16 protein-coding genes are annotated in these 20,029 nt (G+C 48.9%); 11 read left to right on the forward strand and 5 right to left on the reverse strand.

Annotated features, from left to right (window positions below):
* Nucleotides 1-63 precede the first annotated feature (63 nt).
* On the reverse strand, nt 64-2,187 hold the full coding sequence (locus BP71_RS12605) for a carboxy terminal-processing peptidase (RefSeq protein ID WP_496379669.1): 2,124 nt from the start codon (nt 2,185-2,187) through the stop codon (nt 64-66).
* Nucleotides 2,188-2,199: 12 nt separating this feature from the next.
* Nucleotides 2,200-2,958: a BamJ family beta-barrel-assembly machinery protein gene (gene bamJ, locus BP71_RS12610; RefSeq protein ID WP_496379671.1), complete on the reverse strand. Its 759-nt coding sequence runs from the start codon at nt 2,956-2,958 to the stop codon at nt 2,200-2,202.
* A 289-nt stretch (nt 2,959-3,247) separates the two neighbouring features.
* On the opposite strand from bamJ, the gene atpA reads away from it, so the two are divergent.
* From atpA to BP71_RS12645, 7 genes are all read left to right on the forward strand, one after another.
* Nucleotides 3,248-4,825 (forward strand): F0F1 ATP synthase subunit alpha, encoded by a 1,578-nt coding sequence (gene atpA / locus BP71_RS12615; protein WP_496379673.1) that lies wholly within the window; start codon nt 3,248-3,250, stop codon nt 4,823-4,825.
* An 85-nt stretch (nt 4,826-4,910) separates the two neighbouring features.
* Nucleotides 4,911-5,795 (forward strand): ATP synthase F1 subunit gamma, encoded by an 885-nt coding sequence (gene atpG / locus BP71_RS12620; protein WP_496379675.1) that lies wholly within the window; start codon nt 4,911-4,913, stop codon nt 5,793-5,795.
* Between the two features lie 124 nt (nt 5,796-5,919).
* Nucleotides 5,920-6,654, forward strand: coding sequence for a LolA-like protein (locus tag BP71_RS12625; RefSeq protein WP_496379677.1), 735 nt, complete (start codon nt 5,920-5,922; stop codon nt 6,652-6,654).
* Nucleotides 6,655-6,780: 126 nt separating this feature from the next.
* Nucleotides 6,781-7,308 carry a YceI family protein gene (locus BP71_RS12630; RefSeq protein WP_496379679.1) on the forward strand — a complete coding sequence of 176 codons (528 nt, stop codon included), beginning with the start codon at nt 6,781-6,783 and terminating at the stop codon, nt 7,306-7,308.
* Between the two features lie 186 nt (nt 7,309-7,494).
* Nucleotides 7,495-8,490, forward strand: coding sequence for a mevalonate kinase family protein (locus BP71_RS12635; RefSeq protein WP_496379681.1), 996 nt, complete (start codon nt 7,495-7,497; stop codon nt 8,488-8,490).
* A gap of 165 nt (nt 8,491-8,655) precedes the next feature.
* Nucleotides 8,656-9,519, forward strand: coding sequence for a UTP--glucose-1-phosphate uridylyltransferase GalU (gene galU / locus BP71_RS12640; RefSeq protein ID WP_496379683.1), 864 nt, complete (start codon nt 8,656-8,658; stop codon nt 9,517-9,519).
* Between the two features lie 18 nt (nt 9,520-9,537).
* Entirely contained in the window at nt 9,538-10,227 is a 690-nt protein-coding gene (locus tag BP71_RS12645; RefSeq protein ID WP_496379685.1) for an SDR family NAD(P)-dependent oxidoreductase, read from the forward strand.
* A 1-nt stretch (nt 10,228) separates the two neighbouring features.
* Here BP71_RS12645 and BP71_RS12650 read toward each other — a convergent pair whose 3' ends face one another.
* Nucleotides 10,229-10,360, reverse strand: coding sequence for a hypothetical protein (locus tag BP71_RS12650; protein WP_496379687.1), 132 nt, complete (start codon nt 10,358-10,360; stop codon nt 10,229-10,231).
* A 278-nt stretch (nt 10,361-10,638) separates the two neighbouring features.
* Nucleotides 10,639-11,943, reverse strand: coding sequence for a hemolysin family protein (locus BP71_RS12655; protein ID WP_496379689.1), 1,305 nt, complete (start codon nt 11,941-11,943; stop codon nt 10,639-10,641).
* Nucleotides 11,944-12,088: 145 nt separating this feature from the next.
* Here BP71_RS12655 and BP71_RS12660 point away from each other — a divergent pair, with 145 nt between their 5' ends.
* The 4 genes from BP71_RS12660 to BP71_RS12675 all read left to right on the forward strand — a co-directional run bounded on the left by BP71_RS12660 (nt 12,089) and on the right by BP71_RS12675 (nt 18,775).
* The gene (locus BP71_RS12660; protein ID WP_496379691.1) at nt 12,089-13,294 is read left to right on the forward strand and encodes a DUF763 domain-containing protein; all 1,206 of its coding nucleotides are present in this window, start codon (nt 12,089-12,091) and stop codon (nt 13,292-13,294) included.
* 187 nt (nt 13,295-13,481) lie between these two features.
* On the forward strand, nt 13,482-16,910 hold the full coding sequence (locus BP71_RS12665) for a PVC-type heme-binding CxxCH protein (RefSeq protein WP_496379693.1): 3,429 nt from the start codon (nt 13,482-13,484) through the stop codon (nt 16,908-16,910).
* 457 nt (nt 16,911-17,367) lie between these two features.
* On the forward strand, nt 17,368-18,399 hold the full coding sequence (locus BP71_RS12670) for a hypothetical protein (protein WP_496379695.1): 1,032 nt from the start codon (nt 17,368-17,370) through the stop codon (nt 18,397-18,399).
* A 28-nt stretch (nt 18,400-18,427) separates the two neighbouring features.
* Complete coding sequence (locus tag BP71_RS12675) at nt 18,428-18,775, forward strand: DUF6984 family protein (RefSeq protein ID WP_496379696.1); 348 nt, start codon at nt 18,428-18,430, stop codon at nt 18,773-18,775.
* 4 nt (nt 18,776-18,779) lie between these two features.
* Here BP71_RS12675 and BP71_RS12680 read toward each other — a convergent pair whose 3' ends face one another.
* Nucleotides 18,780-20,021, reverse strand: a complete 1,242-nt coding sequence (locus BP71_RS12680) for an MFS transporter (RefSeq protein WP_496379698.1) — start codon at nt 20,019-20,021, stop codon at nt 18,780-18,782.
* Between the last annotated feature and the right edge of the window lie 8 nt (nt 20,022-20,029).

Below are 20,029 nucleotides of genomic sequence, written 5' to 3' on the forward strand. Positions count from 1 at the left end.
ATTGGTTAAACCACAAGAGCCCGGATCGCGCGATCCGGGCTCTTGTGGTTTAACCATGTATTACTATTTCTTTTTAGTCCCCGCCAGGCTCGGCTCTTTGGAGATCACGATCAGATCGGCCAGCATTCTTCCGGTTTCAGTAAGATAGATGTCCTTTTTCTTCTTCACGTCTTTCGGGGCTTCGGCCACTTTTGAATCCACTTCCTCCTCTTCATCGTCTGCATTGTCTTCGCCGAGCTGCTTCATGGCCGCGCGTTTCTTTTCAGCCTCATCGCGCTCCAGTTTCCGCTTCGATTCTTGCAACGACACGATTTTGTTCTCACGGGCCTGCTTGAAATCATCCAGCGTTTTCACCAGTGTTTTAAGCTCCTCGTCTGTTTTCAAACGGTGTTTGTATTTGTCGCGAAGTTGCTCAACGACCTTCACATTGATATTATTGGAAACTTCGTAGCGCGACGATGCAATCTGATCCCAAGGCAATGCGCTGGGCTGCGAACCTTCTCCGTATTCATTTACCTTAAACGCCGTTGGCAGTTCCAGGTCGGGCATAACACCTTTCAATTGCGTGCTGCTGCCATTGATACGGTAAAACTTGGCAACGGTCAATTTTACCTGTCCAAGCTGATCCGTTTCTTTGGGAACCCATTGATTGAGATCGATCAGTGTTTGAACAGTACCTTTTCCGTAAGTCTGCTCCCCCACGATGATGCCGCGTTTGTAATCCTGAATGGCAGCTGCGAAGATTTCGGAAGCCGATGCACTGAAACGGTTTACCATTACGGCCATCGGGCCATCATATGAGATGCTGGGGTCGTTATCCGACTGTACTTCAATTTCTCCCTGACCTTCCTTCACCTGCACGACTGGACCGCGGTTAATGAAAAGACCTGTCAATGAGACGGCTTCTGTCAGCGAACCACCTCCATTATTACGAAGGTCAATCACGATACCATCGACATTAGATGCCTGCAAATCCGTGATCAGCTTTTGAACGTCACGTGTTGTGCTTGAAAATTCCTTTTCGCGGTGCTGGGCTCCTTCAAAATCGCGGTAGAATAATGGAATATCGATCACCCCGATTTTGAAATCCTTGTTGCCATTATTGATAGAAACGATTTCGCTCTTCGCACGCTGCTCTTCCAGTTTGATCTTTTCACGAACAAGCCGATACTCTTTCGGCTGAGCTCCCGCGATCGCATCCGCAGATATCACCTGCAAGCGCACGACTGTCGACTTAGGCCCTTTGATCAGCTTCACCGCATCATCCACAAACCAGCCAACGATATCGACAAACTTACCTTCATCGCCCTGCGCTACGGCAATAATCTTGTCCTCTTTTTTAAGCTGTTTCCCTTTAAATGCAGGTCCACCCGGAATTACCTCCACGATCTTGATGTAGTTATCCTCTTCCCGAAGCAATGCACCGATCCCTTCGAGGGACTGGCTCATTTCCTGCTTGAAACGATCTGCGGAAGTGGGTGCCATGTAGCTGGTGTGCGGATCCAATGATTCGGCATAGGCATTCATAAACATCTGAAACACCTGTTCCGTACGAATCCGGCCGAGCGCACGGTCCCGTGTTTTATAACGGTCACGAAGTGTCGTGATCACCGCAGTGTCCGCCTTACCCGACAGTTTGAGGTCTAATGCCTCGCTTTTCAGATATTTGCGCCAGGTATCGTTCAGCTCGTCGGTATTTTTGGCCCAGGCCGCTTTTTCGCGGTCGGTGTTCATCGACTCGTCCTGTGTGAAATCAAATGGTTTGGGTTCTTTCAGGAGTGTCTGGATGTACTCGCTTCTTTCTTTGTAACGCTTTCTGAAAACGTTGTACATCTGAAAAGGAACGTCCAGTTCTCTTTTTTGCAAATAATCGTCGAAAGAGTTCTTATACTGCTCAAACTCGGTGAGATCTGTTGCCAGATAATAGAGCTTGCCGTGGTCGATCGCGTCGATGTACTTATCAAAAATCGCTGCCGAAAGAGAGTCATTCAGCTTCGTCTTTCTGTAATGATAGCTGGATAAGATTCTCGTTGTCAGCTCCTCCGCTTTGTATTGCGCTGGAATCGGCTTGATATCTTCATCCATGGAGGCGGCCGTAGGTGCCGTTAACTCCACTCGTTCCTGAACAGGGCCCCGCTGCCAACCCAGCAACACAACCGGAATAAGAGTGATAAGATACTTTTTCATTTGCACGTTTTGCTATTTTACGATTTCCAATAATTCAACCTCAAACACGAGGGCCGAATAAGCCGGTATCTGAGGTCCTGCCGCACGCTCACCGTAAGCCAGCTGATATGGAATAAAAAGCTTCCATTTCGATCCGACAGGCATTAACTGAAGCGCTTCGGTCCATCCTTTGATAACACCATTAACCGGAAATTCGACAGGCTCGCCTCTGTCGACCGAGCTGTCAAAAACCGTTCCATTGGTCAATGTGCCGTGATAGTGTGTTTTTACTTTATCGGTGGCAGCTGGCTTGGGGCCTTCGCCTGTTTTGATGATCTGATATTGCAGGCCGCTTTCCGTGGTCACTACTCCCTCCTTCTTCTTGTTTTCTTCCAAAAACTTCTCCCCTTCCACACGTACCACCGCACCTTTTTCCTCCATGATCTTCTGGAAGTAACCCTGGATAAACATATTCGCGTCTTCAGGTGCGAATGCTGTTTTCTCTCCTTTCAGCGCCGAGGTAATGGTTTTGGTAAGCAGTTCAGTATTAATACCGTTGATTCCTTGAGAAGATAACGAACTTGCAAAGCTGACGCCAATCGCTGCGGACAAAGAATCCGCCTGGGTTTTGAGTACGACGGGGGTCGTTGTTGCTTTTACTGGTGTAGCCGTTGATTTCTTTACAGTTGCGGCGGGTTTAGTGGTTTTCTTGATAGTCTGTGCTGTGCCTTCTGCGGTTGCCAATACTCCAAATGCCAGGGCTGCTAAAATGGTTTTCTCTAATTTGTACATTGTACTGATTGACGGTCAATAAGATTGAAATTGATTATATAAGTGTTATTAACGAACTCAATTACAACAAAAACACAATCAGTACCTAAAAAAGTTTTAAAAATGTTCCTACCGGTGGATAAACGGCAATTTCGTGCCGGAGAACAGGCAGGGTGCCTTATCCTTGGAAAAATCTAATTTTATATCTTAGGTTTTAGTCAAATCATTCTGTTTTTACCAAAATAAAACTCTACCTTTGCGGCAGTTTTCAGAAAACTTACTACTATACTCTAAATAAGTCAATTATACTATGGTATCTGTTAGACCGGATGAAGTTTCGGCCATCCTGCGCGAACAACTTGCAGGCGCTCGATCAGAAGCAGAACTCGAAGAAGTAGGAACAGTCCTTCAGGTTGGTGACGGTGTTGCCCGCATTTATGGTCTTTCCCAGGTACAAGCGGGTGAGCTGCTTGTTTTCGAGAATGGCCTTAAAGCCCTCGCACTTAACCTCGAGGAGGACAATGTGGGTGCCGTTTTGCTGGGGGATTTCAGTGACATCAAAGAAGGTGCTACTGTAAAACGTACCAAAGAAATCGCTTCCGTAAAAGTAGGTGACGGAATCATCGGTCGTGTCGTGAACACGCTGGCTGAACCGATCGACGGAAACGGCCCTATTTCAGGAGAGTTGTTTGAAATGCCGATCGAGCGTAAAGCGCCCGGCGTTATCTATCGCCAGCCGGTAACCGAACCGCTCCAGACTGGTATCAAATCGATCGATGCCATGATCCCCATTGGCCGTGGCCAGCGGGAATTGATTATCGGTGACCGTCAGACGGGAAAAACCGCCGTCGCGATCGATACGATCATCAACCAGAAAGAATATTTCGAAAAAGGCGAACCGGTTTATTGCATCTACGTAGCCTGCGGACAAAAAGCTTCGACGATCAAAAGTATCGAAGCAACGCTTCGCAGATATGGCGCAATGGACTACACGGTGATTGTGGCCGCTGGTGCATCCGATCCTTCTCCGATGCAATTCTACGCTCCGTTTACAGGTGCCGCGATCGGTGAATATTTCCGTGACACCGGCCGTCCTGCATTGGTTATCTACGATGACCTTTCAAAACAGGCGGTTTCTTACCGCGAAGTGTCCTTGCTGCTCCGTCGTCCTCCGGGCCGCGAAGCTTACCCAGGTGACGTATTCTACCTCCATAGCCGCTTGCTGGAACGTGCTGCGAAAATAATCTCTGATGACAGCATCGCAGCCAACATGAACGACCTTCCGCCTTCACTGAAAGGCAAAGTAAAAGGTGGTGGTTCACTGACCGCCCTTCCGATCATCGAAACACAGGCTGGTGACGTTTCGGCTTACATTCCTACGAACGTAATCTCGATCACCGACGGCCAGATCTTCCTTGAATCCAACCTGTTCAACTCGGGTATCCGTCCTGCAATCAACGTAGGTATCTCGGTATCCCGCGTGGGTGGTAACGCGCAGATCAAATCGATGAAGAAAGTTTCGGGTACCCTGAAACTCGATCAGGCGCAGTTCCGCGAGCTGGAAGCATTTGCGAAATTCGGTTCCGACCTCGATGCTGCTACCAAGCTGGCGATCGACCGGGGACGCCGCAACCAGGAAGTTTTGAAACAAGCTCAATATTCTCCGGTACCGGTTGAACTTCAGGTAGCCACTGTGTACGCATCCACCAAAGGTTTGCTGGACAACGTAGACGTAGCACGTGTAAAAGAATTCGAAAAGGACTTCACCACCGTGCTGGCCGGACAATATAAGGAAGCGCTTGCTGGTTTGCGTGCCGGAAAACTGGACAACAGCGTAACAGACGTTATCGAGAAAGTAGCTAAGGAAGTTGCTGTAAAATATCGTTAACCGGTAAAAGGCCGGGTTTACCCAGCTTCGGCCTTTCCTACTACATATTCAATAGGATCACCGGATCGCTTAAAACACCCAGATAATGGCAAGCTTAAAAGAAGTACGTAACCGCATTGTTTCGGTTAATTCCACACAGCAGATCACCAAAGCCATGAAAATGGTGGCGGCCGCAAAGCTGCGTCGTGCACAGGACGGCATCCTTCAGATGCGCCCCTACGCACAGAAGCTTGGTGAAATGCTTTTGACAGTGTCGTCGGGCGCAGAAAGCGCTGCTGACAGCCCTTTGAAAGCGGTTCGCGCCGTTGAGAAAGTGCTGATCATCGTCGTCACTTCCGACCGTGGATTGTGCGGAGCATTCAATACGAATGTAATTAAGGCTACACTTCAGCTGATCGAGCAAAAATATCCGGCTCAGGCAGCAAAAGGAAATGTAGAAATATTTTCAATTGGTAAAAAAGGAGCAGAATCGCTGGTACGCCGCGGCTTCACCGTAAACACGGCTTACACTGACCTGTTTGGCAGACTAAACTTTGTGAACGTGAAGAATGCAGCCGAAGAAATCATGAAGGATTTCTCGGAGGGCCGCTATGATGCAGTGGATATTGTGTACAACGAGTTCAAAAACGTAGCGACACAAATCATTCACGCTGATCCTTATCTGCCGATTCCTGTTGAAAAGAAATCGACCAAGTCGAAGAAGACCGAGGTTAACTATATTTTCGAACCAGCAGAGGAAGAAATCCTTGCGGAGTTGATCCCAAAATCGCTGAAAATCCAGTTGTACCGTGCTGTTCTGGAATCGAATGCTTCTGAACAGGGTGCGCGTATGACAGCCATGGACAAGGCGACTGAAAACGCACAGGAGCTTCTGAAAGACCTCCGCCTGATCTACAACCGTACGCGTCAGGCAGCGATTACGAAGGAAATCCTCGAAATCGTGGGCGGTGCCGAAGCTTTGAAGAACTAAGGTTTTTTCACCATATCGTAAAACGGCCGGATAACAACAATCCGGCCGTTTTTTTGTTTATTTATTAAATGTCATGGTGGTTTCTTCCAAACCTCAGGCTATATCACAAACCAAATATCAACCTATGCCGCATTCAAAAAACCTTTTCAAACTACTCACATTCCTCATTATTACCGGCTTCGCAACGATCAGTCACGCGCAAAACCTGGATGACATCATCGCAAAACATGTTCAGGCCATGGGTGGGAAAGACAAGCTATCCAAACTTGAAAGCATGAAAATCACCGCGGAAATGGATGTGATGAATATGAAGGTCCCTATCAGCACCACCATTGTACAGAACAAGGGATTCCGGAGCGAAACAACCATGCAGGGAATGACCATCGTGCAGGCGGTCAATGGAACCACAGGCTGGGCTATTAACCCAATGTCCGGACAAGCGAAAGCGACCGCATTACCCGAGGAGGCTGTTAAATCGATGGCTGCAGAAACAGACCTGACCGGACTTTACAACTATAAGGAAAAAGGATATAAGTTAACGCTCGACGGTGAAGAAGATCTGCAGGGAGCCAAAGTTTACAAAGTAACCATGCTGTTGCCGAATGGCATCAAACGGGTCAACTACATCTCGAAAGACACGTTTTATATTCTAAAAATCGTAGCACAAACCAATGTCAACGGACAGGATGTGATGTCGGAAAATATACAGTCGGATTTCAGGGCTGTGGATGGGATCTACTATCCATTCTCGTCCGAAGTGACAACCTCTGCCATGCCGGGAACCAAAATGGGCCTAAAAATCACATCGCTGGAGGTCAACCAAAAAATCGACCCGAACATTTTCGTAATGCCTCAATAGAGCCAGCGAAGCCACTTTCTAACATCCCGGAAAAATATTTCGGGATTTTTTTTAACCGTTTGAAACTAATATTTACAAATAGATGTATATACATTAAATGTAAATACACATAAAAACAACATAGACATGGCTACTACTAAATGGGTAATCGACCCAACACATTCCGAGATCCAATTCAAAGTGAAACACCTTGTGATTTCCACCGTCACCGGCGCATTCAAAAGCTTCGAAGGCGGAATTGAAACCGAAAACGACGATTTCGACGGTGCCACCGTCCATTTTTCCGCTGACGTGGAAAGCATAGATACCAACCAGGCGCAACGTGACGCACATTTAAAATCAGCTGATTTCTTCGACGCGGAGAATCATCCAAAGTTGTCCTTCACAGGTAAGCTTGCCAAAAAGGGCGATGACAGCTATAAACTGGCCGGTGAATTGTCCGTGAAAAACGTGACCAAAGCTGTTGATTTTGCAGTTGAGTACGGTGGTAACATGACCGACTTCTACGGCAACAACAAATCGGGTTTTGAGATCTCGGGAAAGATCAATCGTAAGGAGTTCGGTCTCGAATGGAGCGCTGTAACCGAAGCAGGCGGCGTAGTGGTAGGTGATGACGTGAAACTGATTGCCAACGTACAGGTTGTGAAGCAATAACATTCAACAAGCCGTTCCTCTTAAGAAAGCGTGGATATTTTTTATCCCGCTTTTTTTGTTTCCAGCTGGTTCGTTAATACATTTCAATTTCCATTGGGTAAACAAATCGGGATAGTAGCTTATCAGGGGAGAACGGTATTCTATCGTCCTAATAGTTATTACTTTCGGCTCAAAACGATATTTACATTGATCATTGAAACACGCGCCTATGCCCGTGCGGGACTTTTAGGCAATCCTTCTGATGGCTTTTTCGGAAAAACGATATCCATATCTGTAAGAAATTTCGGCGCTTCGATTTCGCTCTACGAATCACCCGAGCTGCATATCGAGCCGCAACCCCAGGATCTTAACACTTTTCGCAGCATTTTCCATCTGCGTGATTCCGTGAATATGCTCGGCTACAACGGGGGAATTCCACTCATTAAAGCCGGTATCAAGAAGTTTGGCGACTACTGTGAGGAAAAAGCGATCAGGCTGCCTAACAAGAACTTTACAGTTCGCTACCGCTCGTCAATTCCCCGGCAGGTTGGCATGTCCGGATCCAGCGCGATTATCGTAGCATTGTTCCGCGCATTGATGCAGTTCTATAAGGTTGAAATCCCGCTGGAAATATTGCCACAACTCGTAATGGTCACCGAAACCGAAGAATTAGGTATTACTGCCGGCTTACAGGACCGAGTGATCCAGTGTTACGAGGGATGTGTATATATGGATTTCGATAAAAATATGATCCAGACCAAGGGTCACGGCCGTTATGAACGCATTAATCCTGAATTGTTGCCCAAACTTTATGTCGCATACAATACCAACCTGAGCAAAGTATCAGGCAAGGTACACAACGACGTGCGCACGCGATTCGACCGCGGTGAACAAGACGTAATCGATGTGCTGGGACAGATCGCGCAAAAAGCCGAAGATGGACGCACCGCGCTATTGGAAGGTCGCGCGGATGATCTGCATCAGCTGATGAACGAGAATTTTGACCTGCGTTGTAAGATCTATAATGTTCCCGAATCCAATAAACAACTGATCAATGCGGCGCGCGCCTGCGGTGCATCCGCTAAATTTGCGGGCTCGGGTGGTACCATCATAGGTATTTACAAAGACGACGACATGCTGAACCAGCTCTTTGTGCAACTGAAAAAATTCAATGCGCGGGTGATCAGGCCGTTTGTGGTTTGACGGCTGTCGGCTGTCGGCTGTCGGCTGTCGGCTGTCGGCTAAAAATTTAGCTGAATTATTTTTTACTCACTTAATAAAGAAAATGGCAACGGCCAATTGCCGGAAGCCGAAGTTAATCACCAAAATGCCGACGGCCTAAAGCCGAAAGCCGAAGTTCTCAAAACTATGATTCGCAAAGCCGTTATACCTGCCGCGGGGCTCGGAACCCGATTTTTACCGGCAACTAAATCGATGCCCAAGGAAATGCTCCCGATTATCGACATTCCGACCATTCAATATGTCGTGCAGGAAGCAGTCGATTCCGGCATTGAAGATATCCTGATCATTTCAGGAAAAGGCAAACGTGCCATCGAGGACCATTTCGACCGCAATGTGGAACTTGAAAGCCGCCTGGAAGAAAAAGAAGATCTTTTGTGGTTCAATGAAATGCGCCGCCTCGCGGACATGGCCAACGTCCACTTCGTACGCCAGAAAGAAGCCAACGGGCTGGGCGACGCGATCTATTACGCCCGTCATCACGTCGGAAATGAACCATTTGCCGTCTTGCTGGGTGATACGATCATGGATTCTGTGATTCCGGTGACCCAACAACTCATGGACACTTATGAGCAGTATGGCGGATCGGTGATCGCGGTAGAGGAAGTTCCAGCCAACAAGGTAAATCGATATGGAATCGTAGGAGGCAACTCCCTCAGCGATTCGATCATGGAACTGAGTACGCTCGTCGAGAAGCCAGCGATTGATAAAGCCCCGTCGAACCTGGCCATTGCGGGACGCTACATCCTGACTCCGGAGATTTTCAATACGATCGAACAAACTCCGAAAGGCAAAAACAATGAAATCCAGCTCACCGACTCACTCTTGCTGCTTTTAAAGCGTGAGAATATCTTTGCACACCACATCGAAGGCAAGCGTCACGATATCGGTGATAAGCTCGATTACCTCAAAACCACGGTTGAATTTGCATTGAAAAGAAAGGAATTTGCAGAGCCATTCCGCCAGTTCCTGATCGATATTTTAAACAAGTAATAAAAACAAGCCATAACCATGCCCAAACAAGTTGTCGTCAGCGGAGCCACCGGGAATCTCGGTAAAGATGTCGTCAGAAAGCTTACAGAGCTTGGTTATGGTTTGCATATCAATGTCCGCCAGGGCAAAACGGACGCCTACCACGACAATACGAGCGTTTCCAACTATCTGGCAGATCTTGCTGATGCTGAACAGGCAGAGTTGTTCGTAGCGGAGGCAATAGGCAATGCCGGAAAAATCGAAGCAGGGATATTGCTGGCAGGCGGGTTCTCAATGGCCAGATTAACAGAGACCAGCGATGCGGATATCGAGCGGATGCTGACCATGAATTTCACGACGGCATTTCACCTCGTGAAGCCATTGATGAAGCATTTCGAAGCAATTGGTGGCGGGCAGTTCATCTTCATTGGTGCACGTTCAGCGCTCGTACCAGAAACAGGAACGGGAAGCTTTGCTTACACACTTGCCAAATCATTGATTTTTCGGATGGCTGATCTGGTCAATGCGGAAGGAAAGGACAAAAACATTACAGCGACCGTGATCGTCCCCAGTATTATCGATACCCCCGACAACCGTGCGGCCATGCCCGGTTCGGACTTCAGCAAATGGATCCCGGCGGCGGATATGGCCGAGGGTATTGCATTTGTATTAAGCGATACAGGGAAAAAATTGCGGCAAACGGTTTTGAAGCTCTATAACAAAGCCTGACTCAATCCTTCCTGATCTCATAATCAATCCGGATGATTCGCTTTCCATTTGACTCTACGGGGCCAATAGAGACGCTTTCTACCATACCACCCTTCTCGTCCAGTTCTTTTTCAGCCCTTTTCTTACGCTTCATTTTTCTCCCATTTAAAAAATGTACAGCAGTCCCTTCCGGATAGCTGAATGCATCGAGATACGAAGAGGCAGTCACAGTCCTTTTGACAATTGTCCAGGAACCGCCATTCGGGTGAACATAGTCGACCGTCTCGTGTTTATTTCCGCGTATTTGCTCATAGGTAGGGAAATTATCTTTCCCTGCCCTTGGTTTGGGCGAAAACCCGCGTAAGCATGAATGGTAAAAGCAGAACACCGATCGACATTCCAAGCAGCTTATTCATAAGACGGATGTTTAGATCAAAAAATATTGGGGGTATCCAGCATGGTGATCTTGACCTGTGAAATGGTGCTTCTCTGCTTTTTCAGAACGGTAAACTCGTAATGTTTCGTTTTGAACTTCTCCCCCACTGCCGGGATCCGGCCGAATTTCCATATTATATAACCCGCCAAAGTTTCGTAGTCAGGTCTTTTGGTAATATCATGGGGCAATTTGTCATTCAAATCGCCTATTGCCGCCGAACCCTGGACTGTATAGGTATTATCCGCTTCATTTTTAACGATAGGGGCCTCGTTGTCGTATTCATCCTGGATTTCGCCTACCAGTTCTTCCAGAATGTCCTCCATTGTCACAATCCCGTCAACTCCGCCATATTCATCAATGATCACGGCCATTTGCTGGCGGTTTACCTGAAATTCACGCAGCAATATGCCGATTGGCTTGGATTCATGTACAGTCGTAATCGGCCGGATCAGTTCGCGGAGTACAATCTCCTTACCCTGCCGCATTTTCAGCAACAGGTCTTTCAAATGCAGGACCCCTATAATCTGGTCCAGCGAGTCTTCATAAACCGGCATTCTCGAATACCCCTCTTCTATCACCTTTTCCAGTTTGGCTTCGGAAAAATCATTGACGTCAACGCCTACTACCTGCGGGCGGGGGATCATGATCTGGCGCGCAACCCTTTCCGAGAAATTGAATGCATTTTTGATAAGGTCATAATCCGCCGCTTCAATCATTCCGCTATCTTTCTGCTGCTGCACCAGGTACCGCAACTCATCGCTACTATGCACCTCGCTCCCGTGCGACGGTGTAATGCCCACGCCTTTCAGAATTACATTGGCAATACCGTTCAACAACCAGACAACCGGCCTGAATACCAGGAAAAAGCCATGTAGCGGGTAAGAGAGCATTAATGTTGTTGCTTCCGGCCGCTGGATGGCGATGGACTTCGGCGCCAGCTCTCCAAAAACGATGTGAAGCACCGTGATAATGGCAAATGCCGTAGGTAACGCGATCTGATGCGCGAGTTCCGGATCGAGCGAAATTCCGACCAGCTCCATGGCGCTAATGAGAATCTTCGACACCACCGGCTCACCAATCCAACCCAAACCAAGACTCGCCAGGGTAATACCAAACTGCGTGGCCGCCAGATAGCCGTCGAGATTCGCTACGATTTTTTTTGAAAGAATAGCCATCCGGTTACCTTCCTGGGCTTTTTGTTCCAGCTGCGATGCCCGAATCTTGACTATAGCAAATTCGGCAGCTACAAAAAAACCATTTAGTAATACGAGTACTAGTGTGATAAGAACCTGGATAACCATTGAGTCGGATGGGTCAGTTAAGAAGTGAAAATGTGTTTCAAAGCTGCATTTTAACAAAAAATTATACCATTGGGAAACCGGTCAGGGCTTTAATGCATTTCCACATGCCCGACGCCATCCCTATTTTTTGTAAATTGAATCCCTTATGAAAAGTGGTCACGCCGATTTACCATTACATTACGGGAAAGTCCCGCTCTGGCTCGCACAACGCATGAGCGCGCTGGGAGGCTCCATTGTAGAGGCCGTCGTCACGGAATATGGACGCGACGCACTGCTGCAAAAAATGAGTGACCCGTTCTGGTTCCAGTCCCTGGGATGCGTGCTGGGCATGGATTGGCATTCATCGGGCATTACCACCTCGGTAATGGGGGCATTGAAACAGTCGGTAAACCGTAAATCGACCGAGCTCGGTATTTACATCTGCGGAGGCCGGGGTAAGTATTCCAGGCAAACCCCCGCTGAGTTGCTGGCCATAGCCAGTAAAACGGGCCTCGACGGCAACCTGCTCGTCCATCATAGCAAACTGTCCGCCAAGGTTGACAATACCGCCATTCAGGACGGGTTTCAGCTCTATCTCCATTCATTTGTCCTTTCCAAAGAAGGCAACTGGGCAGTAATACAGCAAGGAATGAATACCGACGACAGGCTGGCCCGGCGCTACCACTGGCATTCGCCAAGTATTCAATCATTCGTCGAAGAACCGCATACTTTCGTCTACGGCCAAAACCAAGGTAGTATATTGAACCTTACCGCCAACGCGGCCGCCCCCACGCGGACCGGCATCCTGGATCTGACCAAAGAGAATCCCGACCGGATCATGCGCGAAGTATCCAGGCTCATCATGCCCGATCACCACGACGTTCGCGCTAAAGATGTGAACTTGAAAAGGCTCGGTGCCGTACTCGCATTGGCACACGACAGCCCGGTTGATAACATGGAATCACTATTAATGCTGGAAGGCGTGGGTCCGAGGACCATTCAATCGCTCACATTGGTTAGCGAAATCATCCACGGAACCCCTTCGAGATTCAGCGATCCGGCACGCTTCTCATTCGCCCACGGCGGAAAGGACGGGCATCCGTTTCCGGTACCCATTACCGTGTACGACGAATCCATTCTCACGCTCGACCGGGCTATCCAGAGAGCTAAAATGGGAGAAAAAGACAAGTCGGAAGCATTGAAGAACCTTTCCAAAGTATCTGCCCAGCTGGAAAAGGATTTTCAACCTAACAACCGCTTCAACGACATCATCCAGCAGGAAAGGGACAACTCCTGGAAATACGAAGGCAGGACCGTGAAAGGCAAAGCGCAAAAACCCAGGGGATGGGACGGGCAATTGGAGTTGTTTTGACTGGACTACAACTTCGGACTTCACATTTGCCCGGCTGCTTCCGTCATGACCGATTTGGAGATATTTGTTAAAGAACCGCTTTCTACATGCCATTCCGGGCAATAAATGCAATAAATTCTTCCTTTTTTAATTCCTTTGTACCGGTTCTTACGGAACCTGACTCATTCTGCATTAAGCAACGTTCTCAATGATCTCCAAAAAACATCTCAAAACACCCTTGACTCTCATGGCTGCCACCACGATTGCGGTGGTCTCGTGTATGAAAATGGCACCGTCTTCCGGGCCGGTCTCTAAAACCAACAGCACCAGGCTGATCGTGAAAGAAGATGCGGCAACAGGCAAGGCAAGAGCCAAAGAAATCCGCGAAAAAACCGTTGTTAAGCTGGCAGACGGCCTCAAACTCGATCTTTGGGCTTCCGACTCGCTCGCACCCGACCCGGTTGCCATTGCAATGGATGATGCCGGAAGGGTATATCTGAACAGAACGAATCGCCAGAAGAATTCAGAGTTTGACATCCGTGGACACCGGAACTGGATGACCGAATCCATTGGACTTCAAACCGTGGAGGATCGCCGGACTTTCCTCCATAAAACATTCGCTCCCGCAAAAAGCAAAGAAAACAACTGGTTGAAAGACCTTAACGGCGACGGCTCACATGACTGGAAAGATCTGGCCGTGGAAAAAGACGAGGTATGGCGGATTGAAGACACCGACAACGACGGCATCGCCGACGTGTCTATGCGTATTCTCGACGATTTCTTCGATGAGGTTTCCGATGTTGCAGGGGGATTGCTGGTGCGTGCCAAAGATGTATTCGTAACCATCGCACCGGACGTGTGGCGACTGAAAGATACCAATGGAGACGGTGTACTCGACGAAAAAACATCGATCAGTCACGGTTACGGCGTGCACATCGGATTCAGCGGACACGGGATGTCCAACCCGATCGAGGGACCTGACGGTAGAATTTACTGGAACATCGGGGACATCGGGGCCAACATAACCACCGCGGAGGGCGTCAAACATGAACATCCCAACTCGGGAATTATCGCGCGCTCAAACCCGGACGGCAGTGATTTTGAAATATTCGCGCACGGGTTGCGTAATACGCACGAATTCGTGTTTGACGAATATGGCAACCTCATCAGCTCGGACAACGACGGCGACCATCCCGGTGAGAGCGAAAGGCTCGTACACGTCGTGGAAGGTTCCGACGCAGGATGGCGATCCAACTGGCAATATGGTAAATACACCGATTCCAAAAACAATAGCTACAAGGTTTGGATGGATGAAAAACTATTCAAACCACGCTGGGACGGCCAGGCTGCATACATTATTCCCCCGATTCAGAACTTCCATAATGGCCCTACCGGAATGCAGTACAATCCCGGTACCGCGTTGGGCAAGGAGTGGAAAAACAAGTTCTTCCTGGTCGAGTTCGTAGGTAACCCTGCACGTTCGCCGATCTGGTCATTTGGTTTGAAACCCAAAGGCGCTTCTTTTGTACTGGATGGTGAAAAAAATATTCTGACAGGTATCCTGACCACCGGTATCCGTTTTGGCCCAGACGGCGCATTGTACGTGGCCGACTGGATCAATGGCTGGGATACCAAAAACTATGGACGGGTATGGAAACTAGACGTCACCGACGAAAAGAACGATCTGAAAGCGGTACGCACGGAAACCAAGCGCCTGATGCAGCTGGATTACACCAAACAATCCGACGATGCATTACTGCCATTGCTTTCTTACGAAGATATGCGTATCCGCCAGAAAGCGCAGTTTGAACTGGCTTCCAGGGGCGCAAAAGGCGCGGCTGTATTAGCTAAGTCCATTGCACAGACGAGCAACCAGTTTGGGCGCATCCACGGAATCTGGGGAATGGGGCAGCTCGCGCGTCAAGACAAGTCCTACGCCAATGTGCTGATGACTTTACTAAAAGACTCGGATGAAGAAATTGCGGTCCAGGCCGCAAAAGTACTCGGCGACGCTAAAATCGCGGAAGCAGGACCGATGCTGATCCCGATGCTCACAAGCAAAAATCCTCGCGTACAATTCCACGCAGCACAGGCGCTGGGACGTATCCGTGACAAAAATGCGGTAACGCCATTGCTTGGTATGATTAAGGCCAATAATGACGAGGACGTGTATCTGCGTCACGCGGCGGTGCTCGCGCTCTCGCGCATAGGCGAGGTTTCACCGATAGTCGCATTGGCCGGCAGTCCTGAAAAGTCTTTGCGTATCGCAGGTGTGCTTGTGCTGCGCCGGATGAAAAACGAGCAAATCACTGCTTTCCTGAAAGACAAGGACGAATATATCGTTGCGGAAGCCGCCCGCGGTATCAATGATGATACTTCCATCCCGGCCGCATTGCCAGCACTTGCCGCTGTTTTAAACGAAAAACATTTTACCTCAGAACCACTGTTGCGTCGGGCTATCAATGCGGCCCTGCGCGGCGGCGGCGAGGCTCAACTGAACGACCTGATCGCATTTGCAAAAAGAAAGGATGTCGACAAAGAGATCCGTGCGGAAGCCCTGGCTACACTTGGAACCTGGGCAAGCCCATCCGTAATGGACCGGGTCGATGGACGGTACCGTGGCCCGATGGAGCGCGACCCCGCTATTGTAAAAGCGAAGATCAAGCCGATGGTGGCGGATCTTTTGCAGGAAAACGAGGCTGAAATCCTGATCGCAACAGCGCAAATGCTGACGAATCTGAATGTAAGCGACAACAACGCCGCGTTAGCAAAAATCCTGAATGATAGCAAAGACCCAAAAGTCCGCACTGCGGTACTCGTGGCATTGAACGGGCTGAAATATACGGATATGGAAACCGCGATGAAGAAAGGTATGAGCGATTCCGATGCTGATGTTCGAACAGCGGCCCTGGGAATGGTAGGAAGTGTTAATATGTCAAAAGAGGCGTTGACCGATATTTCGAACACCATCTTTGATAAAGGCAGTGTTCGTGAACAGCAGCAAATCCTGAAAGTACTGGGTAGTCTGCCTGTGGCGAAAACCGAAACGATTTTTACAGGTCTGATCGGGAAAATGGCGGATAACAAATTGCCTCAAAACCTGTTACTTGACCTTGGCGAAGCGGTTGACTCAACCAAGTCGAGCGCGCTGATCGCAAAAATCGCGCCGTTGCGTAAGCAAGGTGCGACCGCTGCCGATTATCAGGATGCATTGTTTGGTGGAAATGCCCAGCTTGGTCGTCGCTATTTCATGACCAGTTCCGCTGCGGAATGCGTTCGCTGCCATTCGATCGGCGGGCAGGGCGGTGAAGTTGGTCCCAATCTTTCCAACATCGGGAATGTTCTGACGCGTGAGCAAATCCTGCAAGCGCTGGTTGAGCCAAGCGCCCGGCTTTCACCGGGATTCGGGATGGTCATGCTGACTTTGAAAGACGGTACGTCCGCCGCCGGGATCCTGGCCCAGGAAAACGAACATGAACTGGTACTGAAAACCTCAGAAGCAGAACCGTTGAAAATCGCCGTTTCACGGATTGCCAAACGCGAAAACGTGCCTTCCAGCATGCCGCCGATGGGTAATATCATGTCGAAGCGGGAAATCCGGGACGTGGTTGAATTCCTCTCCGGATTGAAAAAGTAATAAAAGTTCGAAAGCATTATAAACCCCGGGATTTGATCATTCCGGGGTTTATTTTTACACAAAGGACAAAAGTGGCGTAGCAGTTGTTGTATGATTGATTTGAGTATATTTGAAAAAAGTTAAGACATGACAACGTGTCTAACTGAACGAATCGCTATTGATACAGACATTTGCAATGGGCGGCCTATCATCAGGGAATGCGGATTATCGTTCAGACCGTATTCGAATTCCTTTTGCCGGAACGACCAGCCGGCTCCACGCCTCCTCCTCGCATCATCCATTTTCCTACCGGCAACATAACTATGGAAGCATTTCATATGCTTGTTTCCAACGTATAGAATGAGGTAATTCGGCTAAGTCAAACCTACAAGCGGATAGTCATATTCAAAGACAAAATCGAAGCATTTAACTAGCCTTACCCGGAACGGTTTTAATTCATCAACACCAAAAACACTGAATGGAGTTAGACAAAAAAGAGGCGGAGATCGTCAACCGGGCCATTCAGACGTGGGAGGATGAAACGCGCATTTCGAAAGACCTGGCCCAAGAATTACGAAGCAGTTACAGCATCCGGAATGCCAACGTAGACGTCATCGCAGTTTACGCACTGATTTCAGCTGTTTCCTGCGGTTTGCTGGCATTCGGGGCATTGGTCCTTGACGAAAAATGGATCGAGTTGCTGCGGAAGCGATGGGGCTTTTCGGAGAATATCGTCGGTATTGCGTTTACTTTTATCGCCGGTCTTTTTGTGTATCTGGCCAAAAGGCGTCTGAACAAAACGCAAGGCGCGAAGATCAGCAATGAAGTTTACAACATTACCATCATCCTTACCGTAGCCATTGCCATTACCTACTGGACAAGAGGATTGCTCGACGGACCAGGTAATTATGCACTGCCGCTTCTCTTCGCAGCATTGGCTTATGGCGGCATTGCCATTTTTCTACGGTCTACGTTGCTTTGGGTGGCCGCAGTCGTGGCGCTCGCAGGATGGTGGGGCGCGCAAACGCACTACTGGTCGGGAGGGAGCTACCGTTTCATGGGCATGAACTATCCCTTGCGTATGACCGCTTTCGGCCTGATCATCTGGGCGTCATCATGGATTATGGGAAAAATTCCGCCGCTGGCGTTCCTGAAAGATATTACTTATACCATCGGCTTGTTCCTGTTCCTGCTCGCAGGCTGGACATTATCCATGTTTGGTAATTATGCCGACTACGATGGCTGGAAAGCGCTTAAACAAAGTCATTTCTGGTTCTGGGCTTTGGGTTTCACGCTGGTGCTGGCAGGCATGCTGTATTATGCATTTCAAAATAAGCAGGAGACATTACGCGATCTTTGCCTGGTGTTTTTCCTGCTTAACATTTACACACGCTATTTTGAGTATTTCTGGGACCGGACCAATGCGGGGATTTTCTTTGCAATCCTGGCGTTATCCTTCTGGTTTGTCGCGAAAAAAGCAGAACAATGGCGTGGCAAAGCGGCGGCATAGCCCTTTCTTACTATTATAGATTCAAATCATGAGCAATCTCAGACCCATTCGCCCGGAAGAACTCAACCTGATCCATTTCCTGCTCGGAAAACTGAACCTAGATCCGATCGCTTATCCGGTCAATGCCGAAGTGGATGAATATGAAGGCGGAAAAATGGGAAGCATCAGCCTCGGGGGAGACGTAAATGGCTATGCAGGGGACTTGATCCAGGCCGAATATGTGGATGTAGACGATACGCCGGTCGTGATTACATTGACACAAGACAACAACGGTCAATTACTGGATCTGGATTTCTGGAAAGTCGATTTTTCCAGGCTATTGGAATACCCGACTCCCGACAAACTGATTTTTGGCGAGGTGTCGCCTGAAAGCTGAGTCGTCAGGCCTCTTCGTAATCCAGGTCTTTACCGTAAGTTTCTTCCATACTCCGGAGCGATAGCAAGGCGAGTGAAAAGCAGATCGCTCCAACGATCGCACCCGAATGCAGCACGCCCCAACCCGGTTTAAGGAACTGAAACAATGGAAGTGTAAGGAGCACGGTCGCCCTCACATTGTTCGCAACCGAAGTAGTGACGGTCGCGCGGAGATTCGTACCAAACTGTTCAGCAGTGGTTGTCAGGAACATGGCAATGTAGCCGATAGAAAAGCCCAGCCACACATAGCAGGCGTACAATACCGAAGCTGACTGTATTCCGCCAAAAAGCAGCCACACCATACCGGCAAAGGTCATTGCCATCATGAGCAGGATGGCCTTTCGCCTCGACCTCAGCCACTGACTGAGAATCCCGCTGAAAAAGTCGCCTGTTACCACGCCTATATAGGTGTAGAGCACGCACGTGCTTGCCTGAATGTCTCCTGCAATACCCAATGCCTTTGCAAACTCATTTCCGAATGTGGAATAAATGCCGATCACCATGTAGGTAGGCAGGCCTATTCCCATACATCGCATATACCGCACGAATCGTGACCAACTGGTAAAGATCGTCCACCAGGGAACAGGCTTCGAGCCCCGTTTTTCGAGGCTTTTATTAAAAACAATGGATTCCAGCACATTAACCCGGAGAATCAGCAGGATCAGTCCCATTCCTCCTCCGATAAAGTAGGCCATTCGCCAATCGGTGAGCTTCACCGCGAAAAAGGCGGCAATGGCGCCGGCAAGCCCCACACTGGCCACCACCGATGCCCCATAACCGCGCAGTTCTTTCGGCAGTATTTCCGCGATCAGGGTGATTCCCGCACCGAGTTCACCCGCCAACCCAAATCCCGCAATAAATCGCAGAACCGAATAGATTTCTACATCATGCGCAAAACCGCAGGCGATATTGGCGAGAGAATAGGTGAGTATAGATCCGAACAACACGGAACGCCGACCGAACTTATCCCCCAGTATACCCCATATAAAACCTCCTATCAGCAACCCGGCCTGCTGCCAGTTATAAATATTGGCCCCGATCTGTGAAATGGCTTCTTCCGAAAGTCCCAGGTCTTTCAGGCTCGGTACGCGAACGATATTAAACAACAGCAGATCATAAACATCCACGAAATAGCCCAGTGAGGCAACAATAACGGGCAATGTAAAAACGGCACTAAGTTTTGGTTGAGCAGGAGTGACGGCGATCATGGGGATTA

Source organism: Dyadobacter ginsengisoli DSM 21015, from assembly GCF_059568735.1.

Bases quoted from the DNA above. Each gene is read 5' to 3' on its own strand.
- BP71_RS12605 (WP_496379669.1), bottom strand. From the start codon at position 2,187: ATGAAAAAGTATCTTATCACTCTTATTCCGGTTGTGTTGCTGGGTTGG.
- bamJ (WP_496379671.1), bottom strand. From the start codon at position 2,958: ATGTACAAATTAGAGAAAACCATTTTAGCAGCCCTGGCATTTGGAGTA.
- atpA (WP_496379673.1), top strand. From the start codon at position 3,248: ATGGTATCTGTTAGACCGGATGAAGTTTCGGCCATCCTGCGCGAACAA.
- atpG (WP_496379675.1), top strand. From the start codon at position 4,911: ATGGCAAGCTTAAAAGAAGTACGTAACCGCATTGTTTCGGTTAATTCC.
- BP71_RS12625 (WP_496379677.1), top strand. From the start codon at position 5,920: ATGCCGCATTCAAAAAACCTTTTCAAACTACTCACATTCCTCATTATT.
- BP71_RS12630 (WP_496379679.1), top strand. From the start codon at position 6,781: ATGGCTACTACTAAATGGGTAATCGACCCAACACATTCCGAGATCCAA.
- galU (WP_496379683.1), top strand. From the start codon at position 8,656: ATGATTCGCAAAGCCGTTATACCTGCCGCGGGGCTCGGAACCCGATTT.
- BP71_RS12645 (WP_496379685.1), top strand. From the start codon at position 9,538: ATGCCCAAACAAGTTGTCGTCAGCGGAGCCACCGGGAATCTCGGTAAA.
- BP71_RS12650 (WP_496379687.1), bottom strand. From the start codon at position 10,360: ATGAAGCGTAAGAAAAGGGCTGAAAAAGAACTGGACGAGAAGGGTGGT.
- BP71_RS12655 (WP_496379689.1), bottom strand. From the start codon at position 11,943: ATGGTTATCCAGGTTCTTATCACACTAGTACTCGTATTACTAAATGGT.
- BP71_RS12660 (WP_496379691.1), top strand. From the start codon at position 12,089: ATGAAAAGTGGTCACGCCGATTTACCATTACATTACGGGAAAGTCCCG.
- BP71_RS12665 (WP_496379693.1), top strand. From the start codon at position 13,482: ATGATCTCCAAAAAACATCTCAAAACACCCTTGACTCTCATGGCTGCC.
- BP71_RS12670 (WP_496379695.1), top strand. From the start codon at position 17,368: ATGGAGTTAGACAAAAAAGAGGCGGAGATCGTCAACCGGGCCATTCAG.
- BP71_RS12675 (WP_496379696.1), top strand. From the start codon at position 18,428: ATGAGCAATCTCAGACCCATTCGCCCGGAAGAACTCAACCTGATCCAT.
- BP71_RS12680 (WP_496379698.1), bottom strand. From the start codon at position 20,021: ATGATCGCCGTCACTCCTGCTCAACCAAAACTTAGTGCCGTTTTTACA.